The sequence below is a fragment of the Spirosoma aerophilum genome (assembly GCF_054782495.1).
Genome location: NZ_BAAGSJ010000011.1, coordinates 1 through 25,075 on the forward strand (window position 1 = coordinate 1; position 25,075 = coordinate 25,075).

The 25,075-nt window shown below is 41.3% G+C and carries 20 protein-coding genes; 6 read left to right on the plus strand and 14 right to left on the minus strand.

What is annotated here, in order from left to right; genetic code table 11:
* Positions 1–1,526: 1,526 nt before the first annotated feature.
* Positions 1,527–2,069, plus strand: coding sequence for a DnaJ domain-containing protein (locus ACYVK4_RS10800; protein ID WP_461127517.1), 543 nt, complete (start codon positions 1,527–1,529; stop codon positions 2,067–2,069).
* Positions 2,070–2,364: 295 nt separating this feature from the next.
* On the opposite strand, the gene ACYVK4_RS10805 is transcribed toward ACYVK4_RS10800, so the two are convergent.
* The 4 genes from ACYVK4_RS10805 to ACYVK4_RS10820 form a co-directional block, all read right to left on the minus strand.
* Entirely contained in the window at positions 2,365–3,390 is a 1,026-nt protein-coding gene (locus ACYVK4_RS10805) for a rod shape-determining protein (RefSeq protein ID WP_461127518.1), read from the minus strand.
* Positions 3,391–3,666: 276 nt separating this feature from the next.
* A complete protein-coding gene (locus tag ACYVK4_RS10810; RefSeq protein WP_461127519.1) occupies positions 3,667–4,818 on the minus strand; it encodes a hypothetical protein in 1,152 nt (383 codons plus the stop codon).
* A 5-nt stretch (positions 4,819–4,823) separates the two neighbouring features.
* The gene (locus ACYVK4_RS10815) at positions 4,824–7,025 is read right to left on the minus strand and encodes a hypothetical protein (RefSeq protein WP_461127520.1); all 2,202 of its coding nucleotides are present in this window, start codon (positions 7,023–7,025) and stop codon (positions 4,824–4,826) included.
* A 1,544-nt stretch (positions 7,026–8,569) separates the two neighbouring features.
* Positions 8,570–8,755, minus strand: a complete 186-nt coding sequence (locus tag ACYVK4_RS10820; RefSeq protein ID WP_461127521.1) for a hypothetical protein — start codon at positions 8,753–8,755, stop codon at positions 8,570–8,572.
* 592 nt (positions 8,756–9,347) lie between these two features.
* On the opposite strand from ACYVK4_RS10820, the gene ACYVK4_RS10825 reads away from it, so the two are divergent.
* From ACYVK4_RS10825 to ACYVK4_RS10835, 3 genes are all read left to right on the plus strand, one after another.
* Positions 9,348–9,740: a hypothetical protein gene (locus tag ACYVK4_RS10825; protein ID WP_461127522.1), complete on the plus strand. Its 393-nt coding sequence runs from the start codon at positions 9,348–9,350 to the stop codon at positions 9,738–9,740.
* Between the two features lie 3,728 nt (positions 9,741–13,468).
* A complete protein-coding gene (locus tag ACYVK4_RS10830) occupies positions 13,469–13,675 on the plus strand; it encodes a hypothetical protein (RefSeq protein WP_461127523.1) in 207 nt (68 codons plus the stop codon).
* Between the two features lie 1,061 nt (positions 13,676–14,736).
* A complete protein-coding gene (locus ACYVK4_RS10835; protein ID WP_461127524.1) occupies positions 14,737–15,219 on the plus strand; it encodes a hypothetical protein in 483 nt (160 codons plus the stop codon).
* Positions 15,220–15,277: 58 nt separating this feature from the next.
* Here ACYVK4_RS10835 and ACYVK4_RS10840 read toward each other — a convergent pair whose 3' ends face one another.
* The 4 genes from ACYVK4_RS10840 to ACYVK4_RS10855 form a co-directional block, all read right to left on the minus strand.
* On the minus strand, positions 15,278–15,562 hold the full coding sequence (locus ACYVK4_RS10840) for a transposase (RefSeq protein ID WP_461127525.1): 285 nt from the start codon (positions 15,560–15,562) through the stop codon (positions 15,278–15,280).
* A gap of 325 nt (positions 15,563–15,887) precedes the next feature.
* The gene (locus tag ACYVK4_RS10845; protein WP_461127526.1) at positions 15,888–16,292 is read right to left on the minus strand and encodes a winged helix-turn-helix domain-containing protein; all 405 of its coding nucleotides are present in this window, start codon (positions 16,290–16,292) and stop codon (positions 15,888–15,890) included.
* A gap of 302 nt (positions 16,293–16,594) precedes the next feature.
* Positions 16,595–17,308 carry a TetR/AcrR family transcriptional regulator gene (locus tag ACYVK4_RS10850; RefSeq protein ID WP_461127527.1) on the minus strand — a complete coding sequence of 238 codons (714 nt, stop codon included), beginning with the start codon at positions 17,306–17,308 and terminating at the stop codon, positions 16,595–16,597.
* Positions 17,309–17,488: 180 nt separating this feature from the next.
* The gene (locus ACYVK4_RS10855) at positions 17,489–18,040 is read right to left on the minus strand and encodes an RNA polymerase sigma factor (protein WP_461127528.1); all 552 of its coding nucleotides are present in this window, start codon (positions 18,038–18,040) and stop codon (positions 17,489–17,491) included.
* Between the two features lie 426 nt (positions 18,041–18,466).
* Here ACYVK4_RS10855 and ACYVK4_RS10860 point away from each other — a divergent pair, with 426 nt between their 5' ends.
* Complete coding sequence (locus ACYVK4_RS10860; RefSeq protein ID WP_461127529.1) at positions 18,467–18,670, plus strand: hypothetical protein; 204 nt, start codon at positions 18,467–18,469, stop codon at positions 18,668–18,670.
* A gap of 911 nt (positions 18,671–19,581) precedes the next feature.
* Here the strand turns inward: ACYVK4_RS10860 and ACYVK4_RS10865 are convergent.
* Together ACYVK4_RS10865 and ACYVK4_RS10870 are read right to left on the minus strand one after the other, a co-directional pair.
* Positions 19,582–19,818, minus strand: coding sequence for a hypothetical protein (locus ACYVK4_RS10865; RefSeq protein WP_461127530.1), 237 nt, complete (start codon positions 19,816–19,818; stop codon positions 19,582–19,584).
* Positions 19,819–19,947: 129 nt separating this feature from the next.
* A complete protein-coding gene (locus ACYVK4_RS10870; RefSeq protein WP_461127531.1) occupies positions 19,948–20,289 on the minus strand; it encodes a recombinase family protein in 342 nt (113 codons plus the stop codon).
* A gap of 170 nt (positions 20,290–20,459) precedes the next feature.
* Between ACYVK4_RS10870 and ACYVK4_RS10875 the strand changes: the two genes are divergently transcribed.
* On the plus strand, positions 20,460–20,750 hold the full coding sequence (locus ACYVK4_RS10875; protein WP_461127532.1) for a hypothetical protein: 291 nt from the start codon (positions 20,460–20,462) through the stop codon (positions 20,748–20,750).
* 304 nt (positions 20,751–21,054) lie between these two features.
* On the opposite strand, the gene ACYVK4_RS10880 is transcribed toward ACYVK4_RS10875, so the two are convergent.
* The 4 genes from ACYVK4_RS10880 to ACYVK4_RS10895 all read right to left on the minus strand — a co-directional run bounded on the left by ACYVK4_RS10880 (position 21,055) and on the right by ACYVK4_RS10895 (position 24,659).
* Complete coding sequence (locus ACYVK4_RS10880; RefSeq protein WP_461127533.1) at positions 21,055–21,192, minus strand: IS1 family transposase; 138 nt, start codon at positions 21,190–21,192, stop codon at positions 21,055–21,057.
* Positions 21,193–21,333: 141 nt separating this feature from the next.
* Positions 21,334–21,726: a ThuA domain-containing protein gene (locus tag ACYVK4_RS10885; protein WP_461127534.1), complete on the minus strand. Its 393-nt coding sequence runs from the start codon at positions 21,724–21,726 to the stop codon at positions 21,334–21,336.
* Positions 21,672–22,151 carry a hypothetical protein gene (locus ACYVK4_RS10890; RefSeq protein ID WP_461127535.1) on the minus strand — a complete coding sequence of 160 codons (480 nt, stop codon included), beginning with the start codon at positions 22,149–22,151 and terminating at the stop codon, positions 21,672–21,674. The genes ACYVK4_RS10885 and ACYVK4_RS10890 overlap by 55 nt, the downstream gene beginning before the upstream one ends.
* 39 nt (positions 22,152–22,190) lie before the next feature.
* Positions 22,191–24,659, minus strand: a complete 2,469-nt coding sequence (locus tag ACYVK4_RS10895; RefSeq protein ID WP_461127536.1) for a glycoside hydrolase family 9 protein — start codon at positions 24,657–24,659, stop codon at positions 22,191–22,193.
* Positions 24,660–25,075 lie beyond the last annotated feature (416 nt).

Below are 25,075 nucleotides of genomic sequence, written 5' to 3' on the forward strand. Positions count from 1 at the left end.
AGCCCGCTCTGTTTTTCTTTGTCCAACAAGCTACCAAATCTTGGAATCTTACAGGCCCACAAACCTAAAGGCTGTTGCGGCTGTTGCCTGCAAACATTGTGGCAAAACCCAGCACGTCAAACGACATGGCACAACCTGTGCAGGCATGCATAAGGCCCGGATCCCCTTAGTCAAAGAGCAGATCACTGCTACGGCGGACCCTTCAGATGGTTCTCAACGGAGCAGGCATGCGCGGTACTGACCGTGTTCTAGACGCCAATCGCAACACCGTCAGTGCTCAATTAAAAAATAACGGGGCCGCCCGTGCGGTAGTGAAGTCATCCAAATAAACCCTTTGTAGGCTAAAATAGGCTTAAAAATGAGTCTTAAAGTCGACGAGATGTGCCGCACCGCGGGCGGTCCTATATGGATAAGAAAAAACAACCTCGTTGGCTGTGACGGTCGGCCGCTGCCGTGGGGTAAGGATGCCGTGACAGGCCAAATCATTGCCTTTGTTTTTTGGCCGGCATACCAACCAAACATTTCGTCACTTCCTGCATCTATTGGAGGAGGCCCAAATTGAGGTAAACTAGTGGATAAAGGACTGCTGGTCCCGGGCTCGCACCGGCGGGCCGTGCCGGAGCGGGCTTACATTGATTGATTAGATCAAGACTTACGATTAGTTTGTGAGGTGGCATTATAAGGGCTTGAGCGGAAGCATCTTACTTTTAGAACGTACTTAAAGCGACCGCTCCAACGGCCCGGTGACCCGTCGAACCATTTGCTACTCAAATCGGGCCGCCGGAGCTGTCAGTGGCGGTCAACGATACCATAATCGGCCTGTTTATTAATCAATTCTTCTTCGCCGATAAACGCCACTCATCTATTACCAATATTTTAAGTAAGTTAATTTTATTTTATAAGTAATATCTAATCTTACATCTCACTAAAATAATACACTTTAAAGCCCATTTATATATATTTTAACAAGTATATATTAAACTAAAAAAGTACCTTACTATGAATAAAATGTATACAAAAAACACTTTAAAGCAACTATAGCGTTTTTTTGATTGTACAAATGTCTTGCATTCCGGCTCTAATTATTATTAAATTAAATTCCTTTTGAATCAGATCAACTCTTTTGTTACTAAGCTAATTCCAATTTAATTCATAAAAAACTATATTTGTGATATGGTAAAATTGGCTTACTGAATTTAATATGTCATACCAATTGTAATAAAGAAGTGGCTGATCTTTGTTTAAATAGATTATACCATCCTGTGGTAATTTATTTAACTATGTACCATGGTTACTCCCTTTTCCATTTTTTGTAACAGCAGTTTGTCCTAATTTATCATGTTTGAATTGATGCTTTTTGTGGGTTTGCAAAAAAAGAAAATACAGTACTCTACTACGCAAAATTCAAGTAGTGTGCTTTTTCATTATTTCATAACAAACCTATAAATCGTGAAAGCGCCTAAAATCAGATCATATGATTTTTTAATTTGCCATAAAGTCGTTTATCGGAATAAGCAAAAGTTTACATGAGAGATTATTATTACATTCTTGGTATTGAACAGATCGCAACAGAGCAAGAAATAAAAAACGCATTTCGAAAATTATCACTAAAATTTCACCCAGACAGAAATAGTGATGACGAATACTATGTGGAGCGATTTAGACAAGTTAAAGAAGCTTATGAAACTTTGTCTGTAGCCCACAAGCGAGTTACTTACGATGTAAAATTAAACGATTTTAACATTGGAGTAAGAAACGTAGATTGGGTAAGAAAATACGAAGAGCAACTGAAAAAAAAGCACGAAAAGGAATTCTTAAAGAAGGAGAATGAATTACAGCAAAAATACCAAGAACTTATGAAAACTATGTTTGAAGATGTTCAAAAAGCTACAGCTGAGCACATTCAAAAAAAAAAAACAGAACAACAACTACTTTTGAAAGAGTTACAAATAACAAAGAATATCCTTAATCAAAAGACGAATGCGGCTATGCGTTTACAGCTTGAAATCGATGCCCTAAAGATTCGTATAAATGAGTTAACTGAAAGCTTAAATAGTTTCAATTTTTGAGATACTATTAGGTCGAATCGGGATACGATAGCTGATAAAAATTTTTGATTAATCCATAAAGCCAAACTTCAACGCTCATTCATACTCCCCATTACTTTAATAAAGCAATAGCTTATGATTGCCCCTGAAAGAATAAATCTAACGGTGTATTGATTGCCTGTTATTGACCAGCTTAATATTAATGCGCTACAAACAAGAAAGCAACATATGATGGTTAAATATGTGGAAGCTTTCACTTATTGGATAATTAACGATTATTTATGGGTACAGATGAACGGTGAACAAAGTACAAATTCTATACTAGCAGAATTGATTTATATAGTTCCAAATTTTTTATAACCTCGCCGGTTCCTTTGACAACCGCTTTAAGGGGGTCTTGAGCAATATGAACAGGCAATTCTGTTCGGGCTCTCAACCGTTTATTTAAACCGTGGAGCAAAGCCCCGCCTCCGGTGACATGGATACCGTTTGTATATAGGTCTGAAGCTAATTCAGGAGGTGTATTTTCCAAAGCTTTCATAACGGCATCTTCAATCTTTGATATTGACTTATCAAGGGCATGAGCAATTTCTTGGTAAGTAATCCTGAGTTTAGTTGGAATGCCTGTCATTAAGTCCCGGCCACGAACATCGTAAGCCAATGGTGGATTCTCTAATTCCTGCAAGGCAGATCCCACTTGTAACTTAATTTGTTCGCCTGAGCGTTCACCAATTAACAAATTATGCTCCCTTCGCATATAATCAACTATATCCTGGGTAAATACGTCACCAGCTGTTCGAACAGATTGTTCACAGACGATGCCTGATAAAGCTATTACGGCAATTTCAGTTGTCCCTCCTCCAATGTCGATAATCATTGTACCATTGGGTTGTGTTATGTCAATTCCAATGCCGAGAGCGGCTACTAGGGGCTCATAAACCATATAGACTTCTTTTGCCCCGGCATGCTCACACGAATCCTTAACGGCGCGTTTTTCAACTTCAGTAATTCCAGATGGAATTGAAACAACCATTCTATAAGAGGTGACTAACAAGGTTTGTTGACTTGCGATCATTTTAACCAAACCTCGTATTAACAATTCGGCCGCTGTAAAATCAGCAATAACCCCGTCTTTTAAAGGTCTGATTGTTCTGACATTTTCATTGGTTTTTTCATGCATCTGCATTGCCTTGTGACCAATGGCTAACAAAGTATTGTTTGTCCTGTTAATTGCAATTATTGATGGTTCATCAACAACAATCTTATCGTTGCATATTATAAGCGTATTTGCTGTCCCTAAATCGATAGCAATGTCACTTTCCTTAAAAGTAAAAAGTTTCATTTATAATTGCGCTATTACTGATCCTGGCAGCGAATAGTCTTTATGAGGTATAAAAAGGATTGAATGTCTGAATTCCTGCTAGGGTGAACAGAAGTTACCAGCTCTCCCTAGCCATTAATTTCATAAATTACTAATTAAGTAATATGAATAACATTCTTTAATTAAATTGTAATAATTTGCCATACATTCAACAAATAAGCATTAACAAAAGCTCAATTTAATTTGTAACTTTCATTGCAATCCGGAGTAACAATATTAAAAAAGTCTGAATTGAATTTAAATTAACTGACTTCCCTGAATGACTGTAAATCCATTCGTTTGATTTCCTGGTGTTAAGTCCGTTTTGCAACCTCTTGCAAAGTCATCGATTGCATTTAAAAATGGTTTATCATTCCCAAACCATCCAAACCAAAACCCAGGGTTTTCTAAAAATCTTTTTAAAACAAATCGGAGGATGTAACGTAGGGGTTGATCGCAGTTCCTAGGGTCATATTTTGAAGAAACGGTTTTCTTAATAAATCGGGGGGAATAGGTATCTGGATTATCCATATAAGCATAAATAACATCCCCCAACGTCTCTACAGGTGTAATGATGACAGCTACTTTATCTTTCAAGTTGTCGCCAGAAAGTAAGTCTAACAAAGGTTTATATCCTTCTTTAACACGATCAAGTAATTGATTGGCAGATGAAGGATCTTTCATCCACTTTTCGCACTTTACTGGCGCTAATATGATCAGTTTTTTATCTTTAAGTCCCTTATAAGCTTCTTGAAATATATCACAAACTGTAACCGTGCTGTTTTTACCTTGTTCAAGTAAGTTCCGTTGCTTGTGAAACAGCCAGGAATGTTGCTTCCCCCCCTCAATCATCAAAGCGGGTGTGTCAATTGTCACAATGGTTACACTGCACTCCCGAACACGTTGAATAACCTCCCGAGAATCTTCGATCAGCTGCTCTCCGGGGTAATCCTTCAATACTATTTGAACTTTTGGTCGCTGATTTTTTTGTCCTAGTGTAAAGCGATATTCTATATCGTTTATACGCTTATACGGGTGATTACTGTTTGAATTTTTGAATTTCGCGCCAATTTTGAAGGGATATCTGATATCAATGATATTTTTTGATTTATTAGGTTTTTGCCTTCCAGCCTGTTCATAGCTATATTTTATTTTGCTATTTATGTCGGTTAGATTTGTGGCTTGAACAACATCAGCATTATTGAGCGGGAGTTGCGTTGCACTGTTAAACGCATTTTGAAGATCAAGTGCTTCTTTGGCGAGCAAGGAGTCTTTTTCATTTACTGGTTTTATTTCTAGATCACTTCCGTCGCCAATAACTTGATTAAATTGATTATAGATGGACGATAATAAACTGGTCTTTCCAGCACGCGATGCCCCAAGTACGGTTATATTAAATTCTAGATTCATAAATATTAACTTTCTAAGGTTAAGATCGATTTATTTAAATTACTGAGTCTTTCTGTGACTTCCATCCATTGCCATCTCAAAGTGTTATTAACAGACAATTCTTGAAAACTTTCAGGCCAAATTTTAGATCGGTTTTCAATGTAAAAGGATTGCCATTCATCCATGGCATTTTCCGACCGTAATACTTTGTCAACAAATTGCTCAATTATTGCAAAAATGGCATGGTTGATTTCTACTGGCCAGTTAATTAGTTCTTCCTTTAGCGTTTCCAAGGACATTTTGTGCATCGCCGTTAAGAGATCCTGTATTTCCTGAGCGGAAGGTTTTATACTTAATTCCGCCATCCCTGTATCGGGGGTGAGATAATCAAGGTGTTTACGAAGTCTGTAATAAAAAAAACCCTGATAGGAAAGTTTAAAATCAATCAGCATTTTAAATGCGGGGTCTAGCGCTGGATATTGCTCCCCAAGCAGCCCAGCAATGTCTTCCAAGAAATTAGCTCCTACGTTTGGACTAATCCGATTCAATTTACCTTGGTTTGGATTACTTAAAACTTCGGAAAGTTGCACTTTGACTGATTCTACAGATTTAAATAAACCTTCCTCTAAACTCTCAAAATGTTGTGTTAAATGGGTTCGGCTAAAATTCAGGTAATACTCGCATGCTGATTTATACCCACCAAGTAAGTTACGAGTGTCTTCTATTTGTTCAATGCTGGGAATGCCAGAATCTAAATAGGCATTTTCCTGTGATTTTAACACATAAGCCTCAAAAGATGGGTCTGGAGAATCCCGTTGCTGTCGAAGCTCGAAAATTAATTGCTCGAATCCGGTATAGACGCGTTTAATGACATCCTTAAACAAACGATTAAAGCTATTAAAACTAAATGGTGTAGTTTCATCTACTCCAAGCGCCTCTGAAGCTTTAGTGAGCTCTAGTTTAATTTGGTTGTTTAAATTTTTAAGCCGATCGTAAAGAGATGCTATATATAAATGATCTATTTTCTCTATATTTTGAGCTACGTAATGTAACACCTTTTGCAATATAATTTCATCGACCTCGTCGGCGTTTGAACAATCTGCAATGGTCACACCTGAAAACTTCATTTGTTCAGAAACTTCTTTTACTAATCGTTCGCAGTTTTTTAAATTATCTTCGTTTGGTGAAGACGACTTAACATGGTTCATCACCAGGAACGACCACAACTCTAAGGGAAGTTCAGGTTGCGCACTTCTGACTGTGTCGTACAAATCAACTTCCTGCGGCTTCCAGATCTCACCAAGTCCAGATGGTTTTTTTACAAATAAGATGATGTCAATGTCATCACTAAGTGTTTTAGAAAGCCAGTTTTCAGCAACAATACCGGTATCACCCAGGCCAGGCATATCCACAAAAGCAATGTCCCCCATATTTTTGTGAGGGAACGAACAAATGATCCGTGCTTCCCGAACGGCTATATAGTTATAAAGGGGTCGTTGCCCTGAGGAATCCTCCTGAGCTATGAATTCGCGAACATTGTTTATCGGCACGTAATGGGGAGTAGCCTTGGACAATAAGTGCTTGTAATCAGGTAAGTGGTCTTTAAAGAGCTCAAGCTGCGCGTATTTAATCCTGGCACTTGTGCTTTGTTGTTTATTTAGAGGGAGTGGAGGAAGCTGTCTCTGTTCGAATTCTTCTAGTGTAGACGGCTGGGCCGAACCATCCAGTAACTCCTTATAATAAGGCGCTAGTACATCACGAATAAATTCACTTTGTGTATAAAATAAAATTTCTCCGTGTGGCTCATTAAAATCATTGTGAATGATAATGCTGCGTGTGCCCGTACAGTGCCCAAATGGGCTGGCTGGTATGGCATTGTCATCAAGACCGGATAAACTTCGCAGAAGTTGGCTTTTCCCTTGCCTTGCTAAACCTGTAACCCCAATATTGAGTGTTTTTCGGGCAAACCGTGCGTGATATTGAATTAATTTCCTCTCTTCTAACTCAATGCTCCGTCGAATCCCTTGAAGGTTAATACCCGACAATCTAAAATGAACAGTTTCGTTATTTGTAGAATTAAGAATTTCCTCGCGTCGTTGATCCATCACATCGATTGCGGTCTTCAAAGCACCAAGCAATTGAATGGTATTTGTAATCTTTTTAGCTATTGATTGTCGCTTGACCAGAAGAGGACTTACTCGGGGTTCTTTTATTAAAGGAAGGGTCATGAGGTAAATTTGGATTTTCTGTTTTCCAGTATAAAGTTACTTAATGAATTTAAACTGAGCAATGTAAATTCAAATTTCTTCACAAGCAATCTCCTTTCAAGATTACACCTTAACGGAAATAATTATAATTAGCTGATCGCTAGACACACCGGCTCTTTCCGCGTGGCCCTTAACCTGTAATTCAGTAAAACAATCAGCCAACACGCTTCAGTGAAAGTGATGCACAACCCTAAAGGATTTTAAAATAAACAGTCACATCATTTCAATTAGCAGGCCTGTAATGACTCTGACCCACATGGGTTTAAAGTTGTTGGATTTTTTTAAACAGAGCAGGGGTTCTGGAGACTGAAGGTGAGGATGTGGTTTAACGGTCAAATTTTGAGTTGTTAGCTGGTCCGAAGTCGGTTTGGCGAAGAAACGTAGTTGTCATAACTTATGATGCTCCTCATTTTTAGATGCGCCGGCTATGACCAAAAGCTTTTATTGCGCTTGCTGATAAAGCTATCCTCATCAAACGCGTTTGTTTTATGAAAATAGCTTTTAAAAAAATAAGAAAGTATATAATGACCAGTTTTAAGCCTTACGCTTCGAATAAGAGCTGTGAGCTAAGGGGGTTAATAAGTATATGTGAACGATATCATTTAGATGATCTAATTAGATGTACTCACCAGTTATTGAGTAGTAAATTTGAGTCTTGATTGTTGGCATTGAATGGAGTAGTGTTAGTAATTAATACCTAAAATACTATTTGTTTTTGACCGCTTTACTAAGCACTAGCTGTCAACGGCCATCCCTACTTAAAGCTGGATCCGTTTAAGTCCCTTAAAACGTCCGTGTAGGTAAAACGTATATTTTTAAACCTATTAGGAGCGAATTGTAATTTTTTATTTTGACCCACTATCCCCGGATGTGGCGTATCAATTTGCACCCCCTATTTTCCAGAAACAAGCAGCCATACAGAGCAGGTAATGCCAACTACAGACTCATTACGCCCCAATAACAAGCTTGGAGTAAGCCCTACTTTGATGATGGCCTTTCTCTTATTGACCGGTTCTTCCAGATTTCTGATCAACGTTTGTCGTAGATCTGTCAAGGAAACCAATCTCCGGCTTTAGGGCCGGATTGAGATCCGCGAGTGGCTCAGTAAGTTGTTAAGCAGGGCGTATATCCAACTGGCGGTCAACGGCGCGCGGCCAATTTAACCAAAAAATTGCTATAATAGGTGACAATAATGGTTCCAGAAGACACTGGTGTATTACTAGAGTTTGCGTAAGGGTTCGTTACCATCTTGGTAGGCAATAAAGGTAAACTATGGCAGGTTTACTTGGGACTGGTTCAACTCCTCGTCTTAATTTTCAATATTATCTTCCCTTTACGAATCGATGAACCTATCTCTCCAAGTGGGCCGAGTTGACAATAGCGTTCTTTACTCTGCTGAAATGCCTGCTGGTTGCAAACGCTTTATAGGAGAAGTCAACATAAAAAGTCTTCATGATTCCACTCTTCACCATTATCGCCATGGGGTTGTAGTTAACAATAGTCACTTACAAGGTGTACATCTGATTCTGAATGTCCAGAAAGGGTTGTACTTCTATCTCACCAATGGCTTTTGCCAAGGGTATGCCGAACACGTAGCCCTTTTTAACCCCGGGGGCCAGTTGTGGCGGATTGGCCCCGGTAACGATCAGGTCCCGGTTAAGCAGCAGTGCGACGAACATTGAGGAATCCATGAAAGGGGTTCAAAAGATGGTTTCGTTCTGAGAGTCGTCTAGCTCATTTTTCGAAGAAGGGTTACTAGGTTTGGTACTCCCTAACCGGATAAATGCAAAGTAATCTTAACGGCTATATTACTACCCTCAGCCTTTATCGATGAAGGTTGAGTTGCCGATTATTGCAAACCGAAAAATTGTGTGGAAAGGGCTTTAATTACTTGAAAAATCAGGAAGGGTTTTAAGTATGAGAGCGTCACCATATTGGCTTAACTATATCCTTATTCCCATTTTAACGGCTTGAAGATATAGTACGTTCTATAAATTAATTATTGATTGATAGTAGTTCTGGTTCATTTCTCTATCCTAACAAGAAAATAGCTACTTTGACTCCAGTTATTTCATTGACTAACGAAATCCGTTAAAACTATTATACTCTAGTCATTTTAGAGGGCAAGTTGCCTCCTTCATGTCATATTCGTAGCGCGACATTGAGCCAAAATTCCTGAACCTGAACTAACAAATGTGACTTACCAACCTTTTCTCTTAACTCATACTCGAGTTGGGTGTAGAACGATTTCCTTTGTTGGTTTAAATTAAAATTCTCATCGATATGAAATGTTTCTATTTTTTACTTTTAACTCTAGTGTTCATTATTAATTGTGAACGGAATAGGTTTAGTTCTCAGGATTTTGAAGGTAATACATTTACTGCCAGTATCTTACCTAATAAACCGGCTAGTAGCTCAACGGTGATCATTAGCGGTGTTTCGGGAGTAGTATATACCTTTGGTAAAAACGGTAAAGCAATTTTGCGCGGTACTTCTGGGATAACCACCACCGAATACTCCGTTAAATGGCAAATTAAAAATGACTCTTTAATCCTAGCTAGCTTTAACAGGGGCGGCTCGATTAGTATCAAGCGGTGGTTGATTCAAAAAACACAAGCAGGTTTCCTAATCAATGACGGGCAAACCAAACTTGAGCTATTAAGAATCGGAGAATAGAATTTATCAACATAATTCATCCAAAAGTGTCTTACGTCGGTTAAGGTATTAAGTTATTTGCAAAGGTCCGCCATTGACTAAAAACCAACAGCTTTTTGCCCCCTTTCAAAAACTATCGCCCTATCATAGGATGCATTTACGGCTTCAAATTGAGCGTAGACAATGCCTAAACAGAATAGCGCGCATCCGGCTACCTTAACACCGATCACAGTCATTCAACCACCCTAGCGTTTGAATAAACTTCTCTAATGGGGTATCAAAAGGAAACGTCTTTTAAAATTTTAACACTAAATAAACCAGTAAACGCGGTTGTCTCAAGCTGTGAAGTAAAAAAAGAGTTGTCTCAAAATAAACGTTACAACTTTTGTAAGAATCACAAAAATTATAACCAGTAGAGACATTATTTTTAGTTACGATAAAAAGCGAACCATGTTAGCCTAAACAGGTAGCAATGGCCTATCTAGTCAGAATCCTGTTACCACCCCTTTAGGCGCAGTAAATACAGGGTAAAACGGATCAACCGGCTCTATACAATATTTTAGTAATCGCAACTGAACTTCTGTTTGGATTACGCGGCTATTTCTTACAAAAGATGGGCTCTGGTTAGCAGTGCAGCCTGCTGCTATTCGGGCAAGTATGGTGTCTCCATTCACCGAAGTTTAAGTTTAAAAAAACTAATAGAAGAAGAATTTTAGTTAAAATAAAAAGGTATCGATAGCAGTTTTCCCCTGTTAGCGTCAATTGTAGCAGCAGAACATAAGTAATACCACCAACGACAAACTAGCTCGAGGCTTAGCCAACTAAACAAATAAATGGGGAGTATAATTACTATCAAATTGATATAATCATAAACTTAAGTAATTAGAAATGAAATAGGCTTGTTAATAGTCATTTTGAAAAAGACGAAGATCAATTACACTTAACACATTTGCAATCGACAAAGTATCGACCCAAGATAGATTTTTGGTATAAATAGTAGATATCCTAATATTTTTTAAAGGCAAGTGGAACACGTTGGAACCACTCGTCCTTAAAAATGTACACCTGCAGCAATGACTTTTACACGTGGGTAGGTTTCTAAGTAAATTAACTTTGATATTTATGCAAATTACTCATCAACTTACTTTAAGCAGTAACCAAATTGGGAATGGGTTGCCAGTCAGAATTTTTACATGCTCGGGAACAGTTGTGGATTGGGTTATCCAAATTCCTACAATGTTTTGTCAAGAAGATTGTGAGAATTTAATATAAAGTAAACCCACTGACACCTATAGACCAGTGGGGCCATCCAACCATCTTTCATTAGCTTAATTGATCGTGCCATTTATGTCTGCGCTTGATTGCTAAGTAATTATGGAAAAGATTAAGAACTCTTGACGCATCTGAATCCTCTAACAGCTGTCTGACGTCCATTACGCCTACTTACAAGATGCGTTTTCAATTAAACGAGTCGGCTGGACCGACGTCCCTGGATGAGCTTCATATATTTAGTCGAAACCGCCCTTGCGGTCCTTATAAGCCATTCACTATTGCACTGAAACTATAACGCTTTCCAACGTTTAAAGTAGTGGTTGGTGCGAGCGCATTCCTAAGACTCCAGTTGCCTAAACGAACGCGTGTTTTAGCGGCTGACGTCGATTATTTTTACGGCAGAATTCAGAGGTTGTATATTCAGTAAACGTTGCTATAAGATTGGGAATCTTCAGGTTTGAGTCGCTCTTAGACCCATTCACTGAGAGGCTTGCGTGAAATTACTCACTCTCATATTGGCCACGGTCGCTTTACTAAATGGAAATGATACCTAACTAGGTTGCCCGTCCGGATGGTACGGCTCAAGTAGTCTTCAACCCATTGCCGTCTGGTTTTTTGCCAGGGGCGCTGGGATCATTGAAAACACATACCGTATACTTTTACACCCTCGAGTGGAAGCCATTATTAGTAGCCGTAAGTCAGTCAACATGCAGCTTGAACAAGAAAATCCTTCTCTGCTTTACGAAAACGGGGGTTAACCGGATTAATACCTGCCTAGACTTTACCAAGTCTATTTTCAACCTTTATAGCAAGCAAAGTGCGCTTGACGAACTGGTGGAATAATGTATACACAGGTAAGCATACACGGTAATGTAAATTCCTTTCTTATTTAGCAGAAGAATACTCCCTGTGTTAATTTATCCATCAGCTAAGTTGACCTGATAGGAACTCAATTTGGGTGTTAGTCTGTAAAAAGCTAAAATGGGTTACGCGTTGCCTTTTTAACTTTTAAAGAATACGCGCGAACCTTACTTGAAATTAGTACTCAAAGGCGGGAACTACCCCTATTTCAAGAAACGGTTGCTCTCTATACATTAGTCCGTGTTGACAGGACGCCAATTAGAGAAAAAGGGCGGCTTTTTACATGGGCCAGTAGAATGGATAGTCGGTTATTACCCTTATTCAATGAAGCATGAGTAAATTCGAAAAACGATCGGGGGCTTGATTTTTATTTTAATCGTTTGAAGCAAATTAATTTAACAAATAGTCATTAACTCTCTCCAACTCCTAACTACAGATGAATTTTTACCAACTTGAAACATGGGATGATGAACGCCTGACCTGGAGTCCTGTTCTGGACCCACCCAGAGGCCATAAAGATTATACTACAACCGACATCTTTACCCGCAACCCACTTACTCAGCAACAGGCTCAAAGGCGATTAAGGTCTTTAACTAAGAAATTCCCTTTCTTAACGTTTAGAATTAACACAGTACAAGTTAATAAAGTCTTTAACCAATGTACTAGCCCCAATGAAACCTACCAATGTTTCTCTTAACTAAGGGCTTAATACCCTTCCACAAAACATTAATGCAAAGGCTATTGATTCTATTCGGTCGGGGTTATGAGTAACTCTAGCCTTCTCTAGCCTACCTACTGGTGGTATGGGCTAACGGGTTGTAAAAGTTTAGACAGGTATAATCACAAGGATATGCGCTATTTTTTCGGTTCGGCATGGTTAAGGGGAAGACATTTCCGAAAAAACAGCCTAGCGAGTGGAATTATACGGTCACAAAATCTTGCATTAGGAAATCACTACTCAAGACACAGTCTTACTCGGTGAATCATTCTATAAAAGGATAATCCGATAATCATTTAAAGATTAAGGCTTTTAATACGACCATTTAGCCGTGCTCCTCTTGAAATTCTCGAATGGCTATAACAAACTTTTAACCTCACTATCTCTGACAATAGTTGGCCAAGCAGTTTCAAACGTGTCCTTATTATACGCGTCGGGTTATGTTATGCATTTAATGGACTTAGAGTGAAAAATCACTGATGTCATCATAGTTAAAAAATAGTGAGTAATTACGGACGTATTGGTTTGTTCTTACAGAGCCAATAAGTAGCTTTGGGCTAACGTAACTTAAAAGTTGAAAATGAACATAAATCCTACAGATGAACTAGAACAGATAGGCCGTATAATCAGTAGACTAAAAACATACAAAATTGAACAAAGGGTTACTACCCTATGCTTTACTAAAGACGAGTACATGAAACAGCACTTAACTGAGGAGGATTGGAAATATTGGCTAGGGACGGTAAAGAATGAGTTGACCAAGATAGGAGCCTAATTCAGACATTATACATTCCGTATAAAAGTTTCTTTTCGTCTAGTTGCTTTAATGTCAATTATAGGAAAAGGAATATTCATTGATGGATAAATAAGTTTGTAATAATTGTATCTTGCTGATAGTATGGCGAAATACAAACAATCAGACTACGAAGTGCTCCGCCGACACTGTGTCGAGTTTCCTCAGCAGGGCTGGAAGCAAGGCCCCGTTGCTATATCATCAAGAAAACCCACCAGTGCTCCAACTCGCTTAACTACCGACCAACTGGGTCAACTCGTTGATGCTCTCAACAAAGCAGCTGAGCATGATGGTTTTGTAGGTGCTATTTGAACAAGGCTCCACATCAATGAGTCGGGCTGCCGGATCAGTCATCAAGAAGTTCTTCTATGTCAGTTATGACCCCTCTCAAGTTAGACGTTTGTTAAAGAAAGTAGGCTGGCCGGGGCGCCGGAGGGACCCTCAAAAACCACAGGCCAAATCCCGTCAGCCGAACGCATGAACGGTAGTCCAATGGCGTCAAAACCGGTTACCCGAACTCAATCGGATCGCCGAAGCTAAAAAGTCCAAGTTGAAGGGAGAGTTATTTTACATGTTGATGGATCCGCCTGTTAGCTGCTTTCCCTCTTTGCTCACACGTGGGCACCTTGCAGTCAGACGCCAGTAGTTGTGGAGCAAGCAGCTCGTACTAACTTGAACGGCCCGCCGAAGCGGCTTGATTGCTGCTGTTGCACCCAACGGGCGGATCTATATGGCAGGTTAGAATCAGGCTTTTATAAACGAAGATATTGTATGATTTTTGAGTAAGCCCCGCTTTCGATACCGAAAGCGGGGCTTACTTGTGATCTGGCAGGGCCGCCTGTACAGACGGGGCAGCGATCCACCGCAGTGAGGTGGTAAAAACCTTTCTAAAAAAGAGTCCAGGCCGGGTTTATTTAAAACGTCTACCAGCCTATAGTCCCAAGTCCAACTGCAACAGCCGATCGTTCTATTGAACTCGCGTGGAGCCCATTGAAATGGAGTCTGAACAATCAACAGGTCCGCCTGGTGGTGTTTACTAATCTGGAGACCCTTAAAACAGCGGTGCTTGATCAAGTCAAAATCTTGGAAAAAGATTCGAAAATGGTAGAGTCATTCTTCCGTAGGAAAGAAATTGGATTCGTCACAAGCCAATTCACAGAGCTATAATGTAGACGAGCCTCAAATTGTCCAATGCTAAACTTACAGTAAATAACTAAACGGGATGGCCAAACATACATCACCTCTGATGATTTACTGCCTAATTGATGGAAATTCTACATTATAAATTGATACCTGTCTGAGCCAACACTATGTATCAACTTATAATGTAGATATATTTGAGTTAATTTTTCAAAAACTATTCAATTATTTGTATGCAATACATAATACTTTTGATAAGTATGTTTTCTACTTATTCACAAGTCACATTGGCTCAGACTGTTAATTTAGACCAGCTCATAAAACTAAAAAGCCTCAACTATAATGATTTTGAGAAAATTGTAACGCAAAAGGGATATCAGTATTTAAATTCAACCAACGACGATGAGGCTACTATGTACGAGTTTGTGCATAAAGGCAAGGATAATCAGCCTGATGGCTACCTTATTTATACAACAGTTAGCGAAAAAAAAAATGTATTAGTAACTTACAAAATGTCACAGGTATCAGTCTACAATGCCTTGAAGGCAGAGGCAGAAAGAGTAGGATTTGTTATTAAGAAATCAGGTCAAATACCTGAAAAAAATGATCTTTACATAGTATATGAAAAAGGCTCTAGAGCGTTGACTTTTATAGCTCACATAGTTATGGATGACTTAGGCAAAAAAATAGTCAAGTATGATTTGTTAATTAATTAAAAGGATTACAAGGTTGGAGTTGTTATGAGAGTTTTTTTGGCGCTTATTGATCCGTGAATTAGTCAGTAAAGAAGGCAACTTCTTCTTTATGGAAGAAGGCTTGGATCAATTTTCGATCTTTCTCCAATAGGATATTTTGTTTTAGAACAGCTATTGTCAACTCGTTTAAGGTTAGAAATACCTGATTCTTTAGCCGTTGCTTTAACTGATTCCAAACTAACTCGACTGGGTTGAGTTCGGGACTATATCCTGGTAAACGCTCAAGATGAACTCGACCAGGCCGTTCTCTTAAAAAGGTTTTGACGGCTTCACTGTTATGGATCGAGGCCCCATCCCAGATCACTCATGAGTCTCGCTTTCTGTAACGACTACACAGTTAAGTTAAAAACCACACCATGTCTTGGCCAGTAAAAGCCTGATTCTGACCGGCCATATGGATCCGTCCGTTAGGAGCGATAGCGGCAACAAGACTAAGATGGTCCCGACCCGCTTTCTCTTTAAAAACCGGTGTCTGGCCTCGCGGAGCCCAACTATGAGCTAGGAAAGGCAATAGATAACAGGCTGATTCATCCACTTACAAAGTAACCAGCCCTACAACTTGGACTTTTTAGCTTCGGCGATCCGATTGAGTTCGGGTAACCGCTTTTGCTCGACGCGCTCAGGGTTTGTTAGCGAGCCTTGGCTTGGGGTTTCTGACGAGTCCAACCCACTTTTTTCAGTAGCCGACCTACTTGAGAAGGATCATAACTGACGCCGAAGAGCTTTTTAATGACTTCATTGACGCGTGGTCTAGTCCAGATAATGCCGGGGAAGCCATGATACTCGGCCCCTCTGTTAAGTTCGCCGACAAGTTGGGTGAGTTGGTCAGTCGATAAACGAGTTGGTGCACCGATGCGTTTTCGCCACACCAAAGCAGTCTGTCCCTGTTCCCGGTAGGCCTTCAAGGTGCGGCTAACCCAGCCAGGTGTTAAGCCTAAAGCTTGAGCGATAGCCGCTTGTTTCCAGTCTAAATGTTTTAGTTCTACACAGTGTCGGCGTAGCACTTCATAGTCAGCCTGTTTGTATTTGGCCATTTCTCAAGCAAAGCACAAATGTTTACAGACTTACTCACGGATCAATAGATGCAGAAACGCTTGGGCATTCCGGATGAAAGCGGACTTCGTGCTCTCGGCCGCCTGGATTGAGGGGTGTAACATAATTAAGGTTACTCATTTGACAGTTTACATATAAAGCAGATTTGTTTTTAGCCTTGATGCGGGTAGATTGGGCAGGCGCTAAAGCATTTTTATTTTTTTGTGACTTCTCGCTTATTCATCGTCTATATGATGTACAGCAGACCAACTATGCCCGGCTCAACAGGTCGGGTTTCTTGTTTTTAATGGCTAGCCGTTCCTGCCCAGGAGAAGCGACCCGGCACGGCTGACTTGATTCCAAATGTAGTCGTGACTGGCTTAAGCTCGATTTGAATCGTTTCGGAGTCGATAGCCATTGTCGCCAGGGCCTCATAAATGAGCTCTACCGCCTTTTCGATGCGACCCCAACCCTCCTCACCCCGTAGATCAAGGCCCATTGTTGTGTGGTCCAGTTGGGCCTGTATGGTCAAATAGGATAACCCGCCCAGCACCACCGCCGCAATCGCTTTGTGATCACTGCCTTTGACAAACGAGAACTGATTGACCAGACTGGTGAGCTGCTGATCCAGCGTCCTACTCACCGTATCGGACAGGGGATCATTCTCCTGAACCGTAGCCATTAAGAGTTGTCGAGACGAGGGCGAGGCACGCACCTTATTGATCAGGTTCAGGGCATTGGTTGACCAGTAGGGCGCTATATCCTTATAATGAGTCGGTCGCATCTGCTCCAGCACGACGGGCGTGTAAGCGGGCAGCACACGTCCTGTGCTTACATAATAGTCTAATAAGCCATCCAGGTTGCCAAAATAGCGATACACCAGTACTTTACTGATGCCCCCCTTTTCGGCTACTCGAGTAACACTGACGCCTTGCATACCTGCTTCAGCCAGTACTTGCTCCAAGGCAATGAGGATCCGTTCAGTGGTGGCGGATCGGTTTCGTTTGTAGGTTGCCATGGTAGTGATTGTTTATCGATTAGTGAATGAAACGGGTCGTAAATAAATTCTTAAAAGATCGGTACTTACCGGTCAGGTGATTATTCCCTGCCAGTAGCTTACCAATAAATGCCAGGGTGTAGGTTTATGAAGGCCGTGTTGCTATTCCGTCGTTGGATCACCGACATGTTGAAAACCCGTTTATCGATTGGCGGCTACGGTGTAATACTGGTGTGCTTTTTCGCGGGACCGTTTCAAGCGCATCTTCAAAGCGCTTTCATTGAGGCCGAGCTGTTTGGCAATCTGTTGAACGGGCAGACCCTGCTGGTACTTCATGCGCAGCAGATCAGCCTCCTTAGGGGCCAGCTTCTGGAGGGCCTCACTGAGCAACTGTAAGCGCTCTTCCAGGGGTTCCTTTTCCTGGACATCTGCGAAGCGATTAGCCTCCTGCTCGTCCAGACTCGAGACCGGTAGCCGCTTGGTGACTTTGATCTGGTCCAGGCAGTAGTTGAACGAGATCGAATACAGCCAGGTAGAAAACGAAGATTTTTCCTGAAACCGGTCCAGCTTCTCAAAGGTGCGTATGAAAATATCGTGGGTATAATCCTGGGCTTTTCCGGCGTCTTTGGTTAGGGAAAGACACCGCCGGTAAACCTTGCTGACATAGCGGTTATAAAGAACTTCAAAGCAACCGTTGGGATTGGTGGTGAACTGCTGGCGGATTAGGTCTTCGTCGTTGAGTAAAGTTTTCATTTTCTGGAGTAGCGAATGGTATTTGTTTGATCAATAAGTTTCCTTATATGATTTGTTGACACAAATTTGTTTCAATACCCTCGATAAAAAGAACTTGCTTCGATGAAGCGTTAAATTTGCCGGTTTTTTGGTTGCATTTTAGCGGAGAGTAATCTCAACACGATAAAAATCTTAACAGGAAAAAGTCGGAGTACAGCCCCGACCACGCATGTCGTTTGGTATCGATTAGGAAAAGGCAGGTGTTAAAACACCTTATTAGAGTTCTTACCTTAATTCAACTATGATGAGGTGCCTTAAGCCTTTTCTAGTCACGGATGAGGCTATCGTCTTTTAACCGACTCCCGTTACGGATGAGGGTAAACGGCAGAGGGCAATTAAAAGCTACCCTATAATTTTGGGTTATAAAGTATACGCATATTTATCTGAATGAAACTGAAAGATATAAATCCCGACCAAATCACCCATATTCAGGGAGATGGTAATTATAGCCGGGTTATCCTAACGGAAGGCTATCCGATACTGATAAGCCAGACACTCGCCCGATTTGAGCCGTTTTTACCCGCTTTTATTTGGGTGTCTAAGCAGGTACTGGAACTCTTACGTATAGGGGAAGGCATTGTGAAGCCATGATTCTCAAGAGTCTACATTCCGACATATGTAATTTGTACTAAACTTACCTTTGTCTGGCTTTTGATTCACTCAGGTATCAACTTTCTTTTCGCTCCCCACTTGGTCATCAAGCTGAGGGTTTTTTCTCTAAACATAGGTGGTTGAGTAAGCAAAAAAGTGACCGCCACCAGTAGTTAACTTCTAAAGAGTATACTGTTGCATACAATTACATACTCTACGTTAAGATTTAATACCACGACAAGTTAAGTGCAGGAGCAACCCCACTAGAAGTACTAGTGGGGTTCTTATTATAAACAAACCTCCTATTTGGCCAAGTAGGTCCTTGTTGAATCCCTCAAAAGCTGATTCCTCCCAATCAACGTCATTAAACGCTGGGCCAATTGTTGGCTGCTTCGTTGCACTAGGCAAGCCGGGCGCTCAGCGTGGCGCCGTTACGGACAAATTGCCGACGCGCGCAATCGTTATATGCCAAACTATCCTATTGGTTCATAACAGCTAGGGGTTGGGCGTCAGAAAATCGACAGCCCCCCAAATAAATGGCGGAAAAGCGACTCTGAGAGAACGGATTAGTTCAAAGGTAGTCTTAATGCGTATACTACGAACAGTGTTGGACAGTTCTTAACATCAGTTCTCCCAAAAAACGCTGAATTCACTACATAAAAAAAACTTGCTCCTTGGATAAGCAGTTTCAAACTGTAGCTTAGGTTGTTGATAACCCAGGGAAAGGTAAGGCCAACGACGGTATACGATCAAACTGTGCATTCTTTGTACACAATCAATTCCTTAAAGGCGGCCTCCTAGTCGTACTTATTCTTTTTCACAGAAGGACATCGGCTTAATGTAGACTAGAGTTTGTGTTTAAACTGACCAGGAGGGGTCATCAAGAAAATGACCAATTCCCCGCACCGGTATCAATCAAAATTAATCAAAAGGGTACGAAAATGCTGATGGTAGTGTTGCTTAGCTTCTTTTAAGTTAGTGAATAAATCGGTACGTTGATACGCTTTACAGTCGCTCAACCAGTAAGTCGCGGATAGAATTTCTTCGTTGTCCCGGCGCAAATCGACATCAACAATATCCAGCTTTGTTATCTGAAATTCTTTCGAAACAACAATCACTTGATCCCCCATTGCAAGTAAAGTTGGCATATAATTTTATTAAGTTAAATTACCGATAAATTACTAAGTAACATTACTCTACAAAAACCATATAGGAGCTTTTGTATCCATGCATTATCTTTAAAAACTGATTAAATTGAGCCAAAAGTTCACTTAATACTATACTGTGAAAATACAATAAGTTATTATTAGGTAATCAATAAACTTTTGCCTGGGGCAAAGGTGAAGGTGTAAACATTCAGCCCGTTGCTGGCCACGTCTGAAGGCACTGGCTAGGCCCGCCTGCGTAGGCTCCCGGATGATTTCACGTTCAAATTCAATCAGGCTGGCGAAGATTCTAAACACCAGTCGTCTTTGAGTCATGGTGGTATTAACCGGATCATTCAAACTAATCAGGCCAACGCCCCTATGCTCCAGTGAATTCACCACCTCCACTAGGTGAGCCAGGGAACGACCAAGCTGGTCGAGTTTCCAGATTACTACGGTGTCACCCTCGCGCAAGTGCTCAGGGAGTTTAGTTAACTCCGGTCGCTTTGTTGAACTAAAAAAATATTTATTCTGTAACTTTTTTGGTTAATTAGCTACATGAGGACCAATCAATAATTCACTTATTACTTTTAGGACATTTTGATGTCTAATGAATTATAAGTACCAATATAATAAATATTTACATGACAATTGCCTTCTCAGCCGTCGATCATGAAAACCAGATCAGGGAGTTTCTTTGTGTAACCCAGTCATTTATCAGCGTATCTAGATTATTAAACAGTGTAGCTGATTTAGGCCATACGTTGATAAACGTGCGCATTACTGACCGTGATCGTGAATTAGACTTTCCTTTTGAGGCGTGTGCTAGGCAACAATTTTCACAACAGATGGCTCAACTAGAAAAAGAATGGATGTTTATCCTAAAAAAAGCCATCTTATCCAATGCCAACATAGTCAAGGTTAACGTCAAATAGTTAATTAAACCGATTAGCAATGAGTAAAAGCTGACTTATTTTTTCAAGTAACACCTACTAGTCTTGCCACCTTGAAAGAGCCTAATCCAGTTAAAGGGTCTAAAATACTTTAGCTTTAAAGATAGTTATAAGTCCCTAACATTCATTTAAATTGACTTCTTTGTATATACTAAATCGAACTTTGTTTAGTTAACGCAGGGGCAATAGCCTTAGTAGAATCTTTGGTAGTGGCTTAACTGTGTTGATCAGCAAAGAAAAATTGATTAATAAACAGGCCAGTTGCTGTGTCGTGAACCAAGATTGATTACGAATAGTAAATAGTTCGGCGTGTTAACCGTTTTAAGCGCGTTCGAAGAGTTAAATACTTCCGTTCAAGACCTTGTAAAGAGACTTTTCGAATTAAGCGCAAGCGTTGATCTAAGCAATCGAAGTAAGCCGGCACGGGCCGCCCCGCACCAAGAGTCCGTTAGCCACCTGATTACTTCGATTTTGGCCTCCTCCAACAGATTTAGCAAGTGGTGGAACGTTTGGTGAGCACGGCCGCACCGGCTAACCAGTCCAAAAATAGAGGTAATAATTTCGCCTATTTTTTGAAAGAATAGCCCTGCTTATCGGTACTAAGTACCCAATTGAGCGCATTTATAATCAACAGTTTCTGGGTTGCATCGGAATATATCTCGTCGCCATGACCCATATTCAGATAGACCATCCGGTAACGCCGGTTCGTCCATATCACCGGCATATCACCAAAGTTTATAACGTCTTTGATACCCATTGGATAATTGTCGGCTGAAAGCGATAGCAGTACGTTAATATCTTTGTTCTGACGGGGACTTGGGTTCCATTGGTACCATTCATTGGCCGGGGCAGTCCAGTTTGGCGGTAGATTTTTGGTAACCGGATGACCAGGTTGATCAGCGACTAATGTAGCGGGTTGAGGGGCCCAATTGTTGCAATAAAATATACCTCCGCCCAAAAAGGTAACAAACCAGGGCCAATGCGTATCTTTATCGTTGTAGCCCGATTCGTGAAACCCATCCAGCCGCCACCCGCTTCCATATACTGCTCAAATACAGCCCGTTCCGCATTTTTGCTTGGATAGCCGTTGGGTATGATGAGGAGTTGGTATTCTTTTAACTTTTCGTAGGGGTATCTACCAAAATTCTGAGTAGTATCCAAGATGAACCCATCACCAACCGAGAGCTTTTTCAGAAAGTTAATGGTTTGATGGGCAAAAATCACATGGTCTTTTTCCGTTCGCTCATTAAAATAAAGCAACGCCTTGAAACGAGGTGCTTTGGCATAGTTGGCTGGATAATTTGTCGGCACTTGTGCGTTCCAGTGAATCGAGAACAAAACCAGCAGGGTTACTGTACTAACTCCTTTTTGGCAATGAATCATGGATGCTCGTCTAGATTTTATGAATGTTGCTTTTCTCCTTTAGTATTCGGCCAGTAACGATAACCACTTACCGGCTGAGGTAACCCATACCTCTTTATAGGTAGCATTATTAATGGCTGGCCACCAGGGAACATCATCATTATTGGCGGTTCGTATACCAACGGGTATTTCACCAGTAATTTCCCCAGACGAAAAACTATCCAGTTGCGGATACCGATTTCCTTCCCCGTAAATGAGCGATTGCCCAAATGGATTTTTTCCCACCGTCCAATACAATTGTTCGCGCCCAATTTGAAGCAATTGCTCATCGTGTAAAAAATGTCCACACAGAGCAGCCGCCTTGCCGGTAGATAGATGGATAGCCGTATTGCCATTGAAAATGCTGAACCAAACGGGGAATCGCTTCAGGTAGTGCTCCTCATCCAACTTGACCCCTTTTGTCAATTGTTCCGTATATAACGCCTTGGCGTTGGCTGGTGGAAATAAATGTAACGAATTGAAGGCCGCCGAATCAGCCGCTTCCTCTTTATGGTATACCCCACTGGGTATCATGCCGTACGGAGCTGTGTAAATCCGGATGTCTTTGAGATAATTACCGTACAACTGTATGGCCTGATACCACTTCGGATAATCGGCATGACTGCGCTGGGCTTGGCCTAAGCTGATAAGTGCTTGCATGAACACCTGATCGCGGGACTGATGCACGAAATGCACAATGGATTTTCGGGTCGTATCCCGGTAAAAAAAACCGGTAAGCCCTTGGGCATCGCCCAAAGGCTTAGTCCGCTGACACTGGAGAGTATAGCCGATAAAGTCGACGGCCGTTTGGGCGTACTGCTTTTCGCCAGTCAATTGGTAAAGCATACTGGCTGCCCAGGAAACAGTGGCCATGTACTGGCTTTGCGACGTATTATACGTATGCTCGTACATCTGGGTGAAGCCCCCATACCCGCTTTCGTGATACGTCTTCATCGCCAACTTAAAATCCTCCCGGGCTATTTTACCCAGGTAATGGCTAAAGGCAGGAGCTCCATCTAGGGTTATGGCGGCATAAGCCTCATAAGCGGCATACAGAAACGTATCAAAGGAGTTATTCTGTACCCGCACCGAATGAATATCATCCAGCGTTCCAATCACGCCATCCTGCCAAATAAGCAATCCCATACTGCTGGCCCGGTAGCCGTCGTCATACCGGTTTTTCAACACGAAATTAAGCCCCCATTCGGCCTCTTCCCGCAAGCGGGCGGCTAGTAACGGGTTTTTTGTACGCTGGTTTTTAAACGACTCCAACAAAGCAAACGTAACATCGGCTGTTTGCAAGGTTTGCTGAGACAGGTCACCAGCGTCATGCCAGCCGCCACTATAGGAAATCTGTTTTCCTTTATGCTCGGAAAACAGGTCAAGGTGACACTGTCCGTGGATGTTGGGTACCGCATACCCGCACCGCTGACAGAAAATATAATTTAATACCCGCCACTGGGAAGCCGTCCAAATGTGGGTACTGATCTCGAAAGAAGCGGTTTTAATGGGTCCGAAGACGATATGGTAGTTACCCGCTTTTGTGAACGTACTAAAGTCAAGCACCTCGTAGTTACCCGTAGAGGTTTGTACTCGCTTTGCGTTTGCTTCATAAACTACCCGGTGAGTCGCTTCATTGATCAGTTGAAAACGGGGGTTGCTAGTGCCCGTTTTCCAATTGGCTATAGCCGTTTTTTGACCTTCGGTCATGTAACCCGATGTGGAATAGACAAGGCTATTAGGAGCTGGCATCCACCCATGGCTTGTTTCCTGGGTGCTTACTTGTTTTAAAACGGGTTGATCGATGTAATAAACAATAGAATCACCACTGGTCAGGTTTTTGCCCTTTAATGATACGTAAAAGGCAATTTCGTCCACCTCATCTCGCCTTAGGTCCGACAGATCCACATAACAGTGGTTCCACTGGTGATTGGTCAAACTGAGAAGATGGTCGGCCGACGCCATCAGCGTTCCGTTCTTGGGGAATCTGATCTTATTTCGAACATCAATATTGATGTTTACAACCTGGCCCCCTTCGGCCTCGGGGTAAATAAAAAAATCAAGTCGGTTATAAGCTTCCCAATTTACTCCATTCAAGTCTAACTGTATACGGCAATTGCCATAGGTAGCATAGTCCGGGTCATTGCTGGAGCCTATGGCCCTTTTTCCGGTAGCGGTTGGCAAACTTAACCGTAAAACAGGCTGCCCTGATTTTTTGCGCCCATTAGCAATCGCCAGTTTTCCATAACCGGTATGTTTCCAGTTGCTGAAAACAGCCGCTGCGCTCAGGGGCTCCACTGTACTGACTGGCTTGGCCAGTGACATGGCTTCGTACGATCGGGCATGATCAAGTGGTAAAGGCCGATGAATGAGACCACTTCGAACAATTTCATTGAATAGTTTACTATGAATTCCACTTGCTGGTGTCTGGGCGTGAAGGATCGAAGCTGTACAGGCCACTAGAAACGTAAAGAGTACTCGTAACGTCATCTGTGCTAGTTAATAGAAGATGTCAATCAAAAGTAATTATTTAACCTATGTGAGCCTTCGGTATTTGTAGGGAAACCTCATAAACCAATAGAATTAGGCAACTATGGCCAATTTGTGATGAGTGCTTGTTGGTGAATTATAGTTGCCAACCATTGAAAGCGAGTGGCTGGTGGTTGCCAACTGTTAAATAAGTTGCTTTTCCCACCCTGTAAAGCAAGGGGTATGTTGTTTGGTAAGATATAGATTTTTCACCCTACTCACGGTTCTTCCGATCGAGAACTTTATGGCATGGTTTGCTTTAGGAAGACGACTAACCTTTGCGCGACCGTCTTACGAAAACGCTCCCACTTGAGATGAAAGCGCTTTTTTGTCATGCGCTGGCTTACCCTACTTTTATTCGGACGTTTTCATAATCA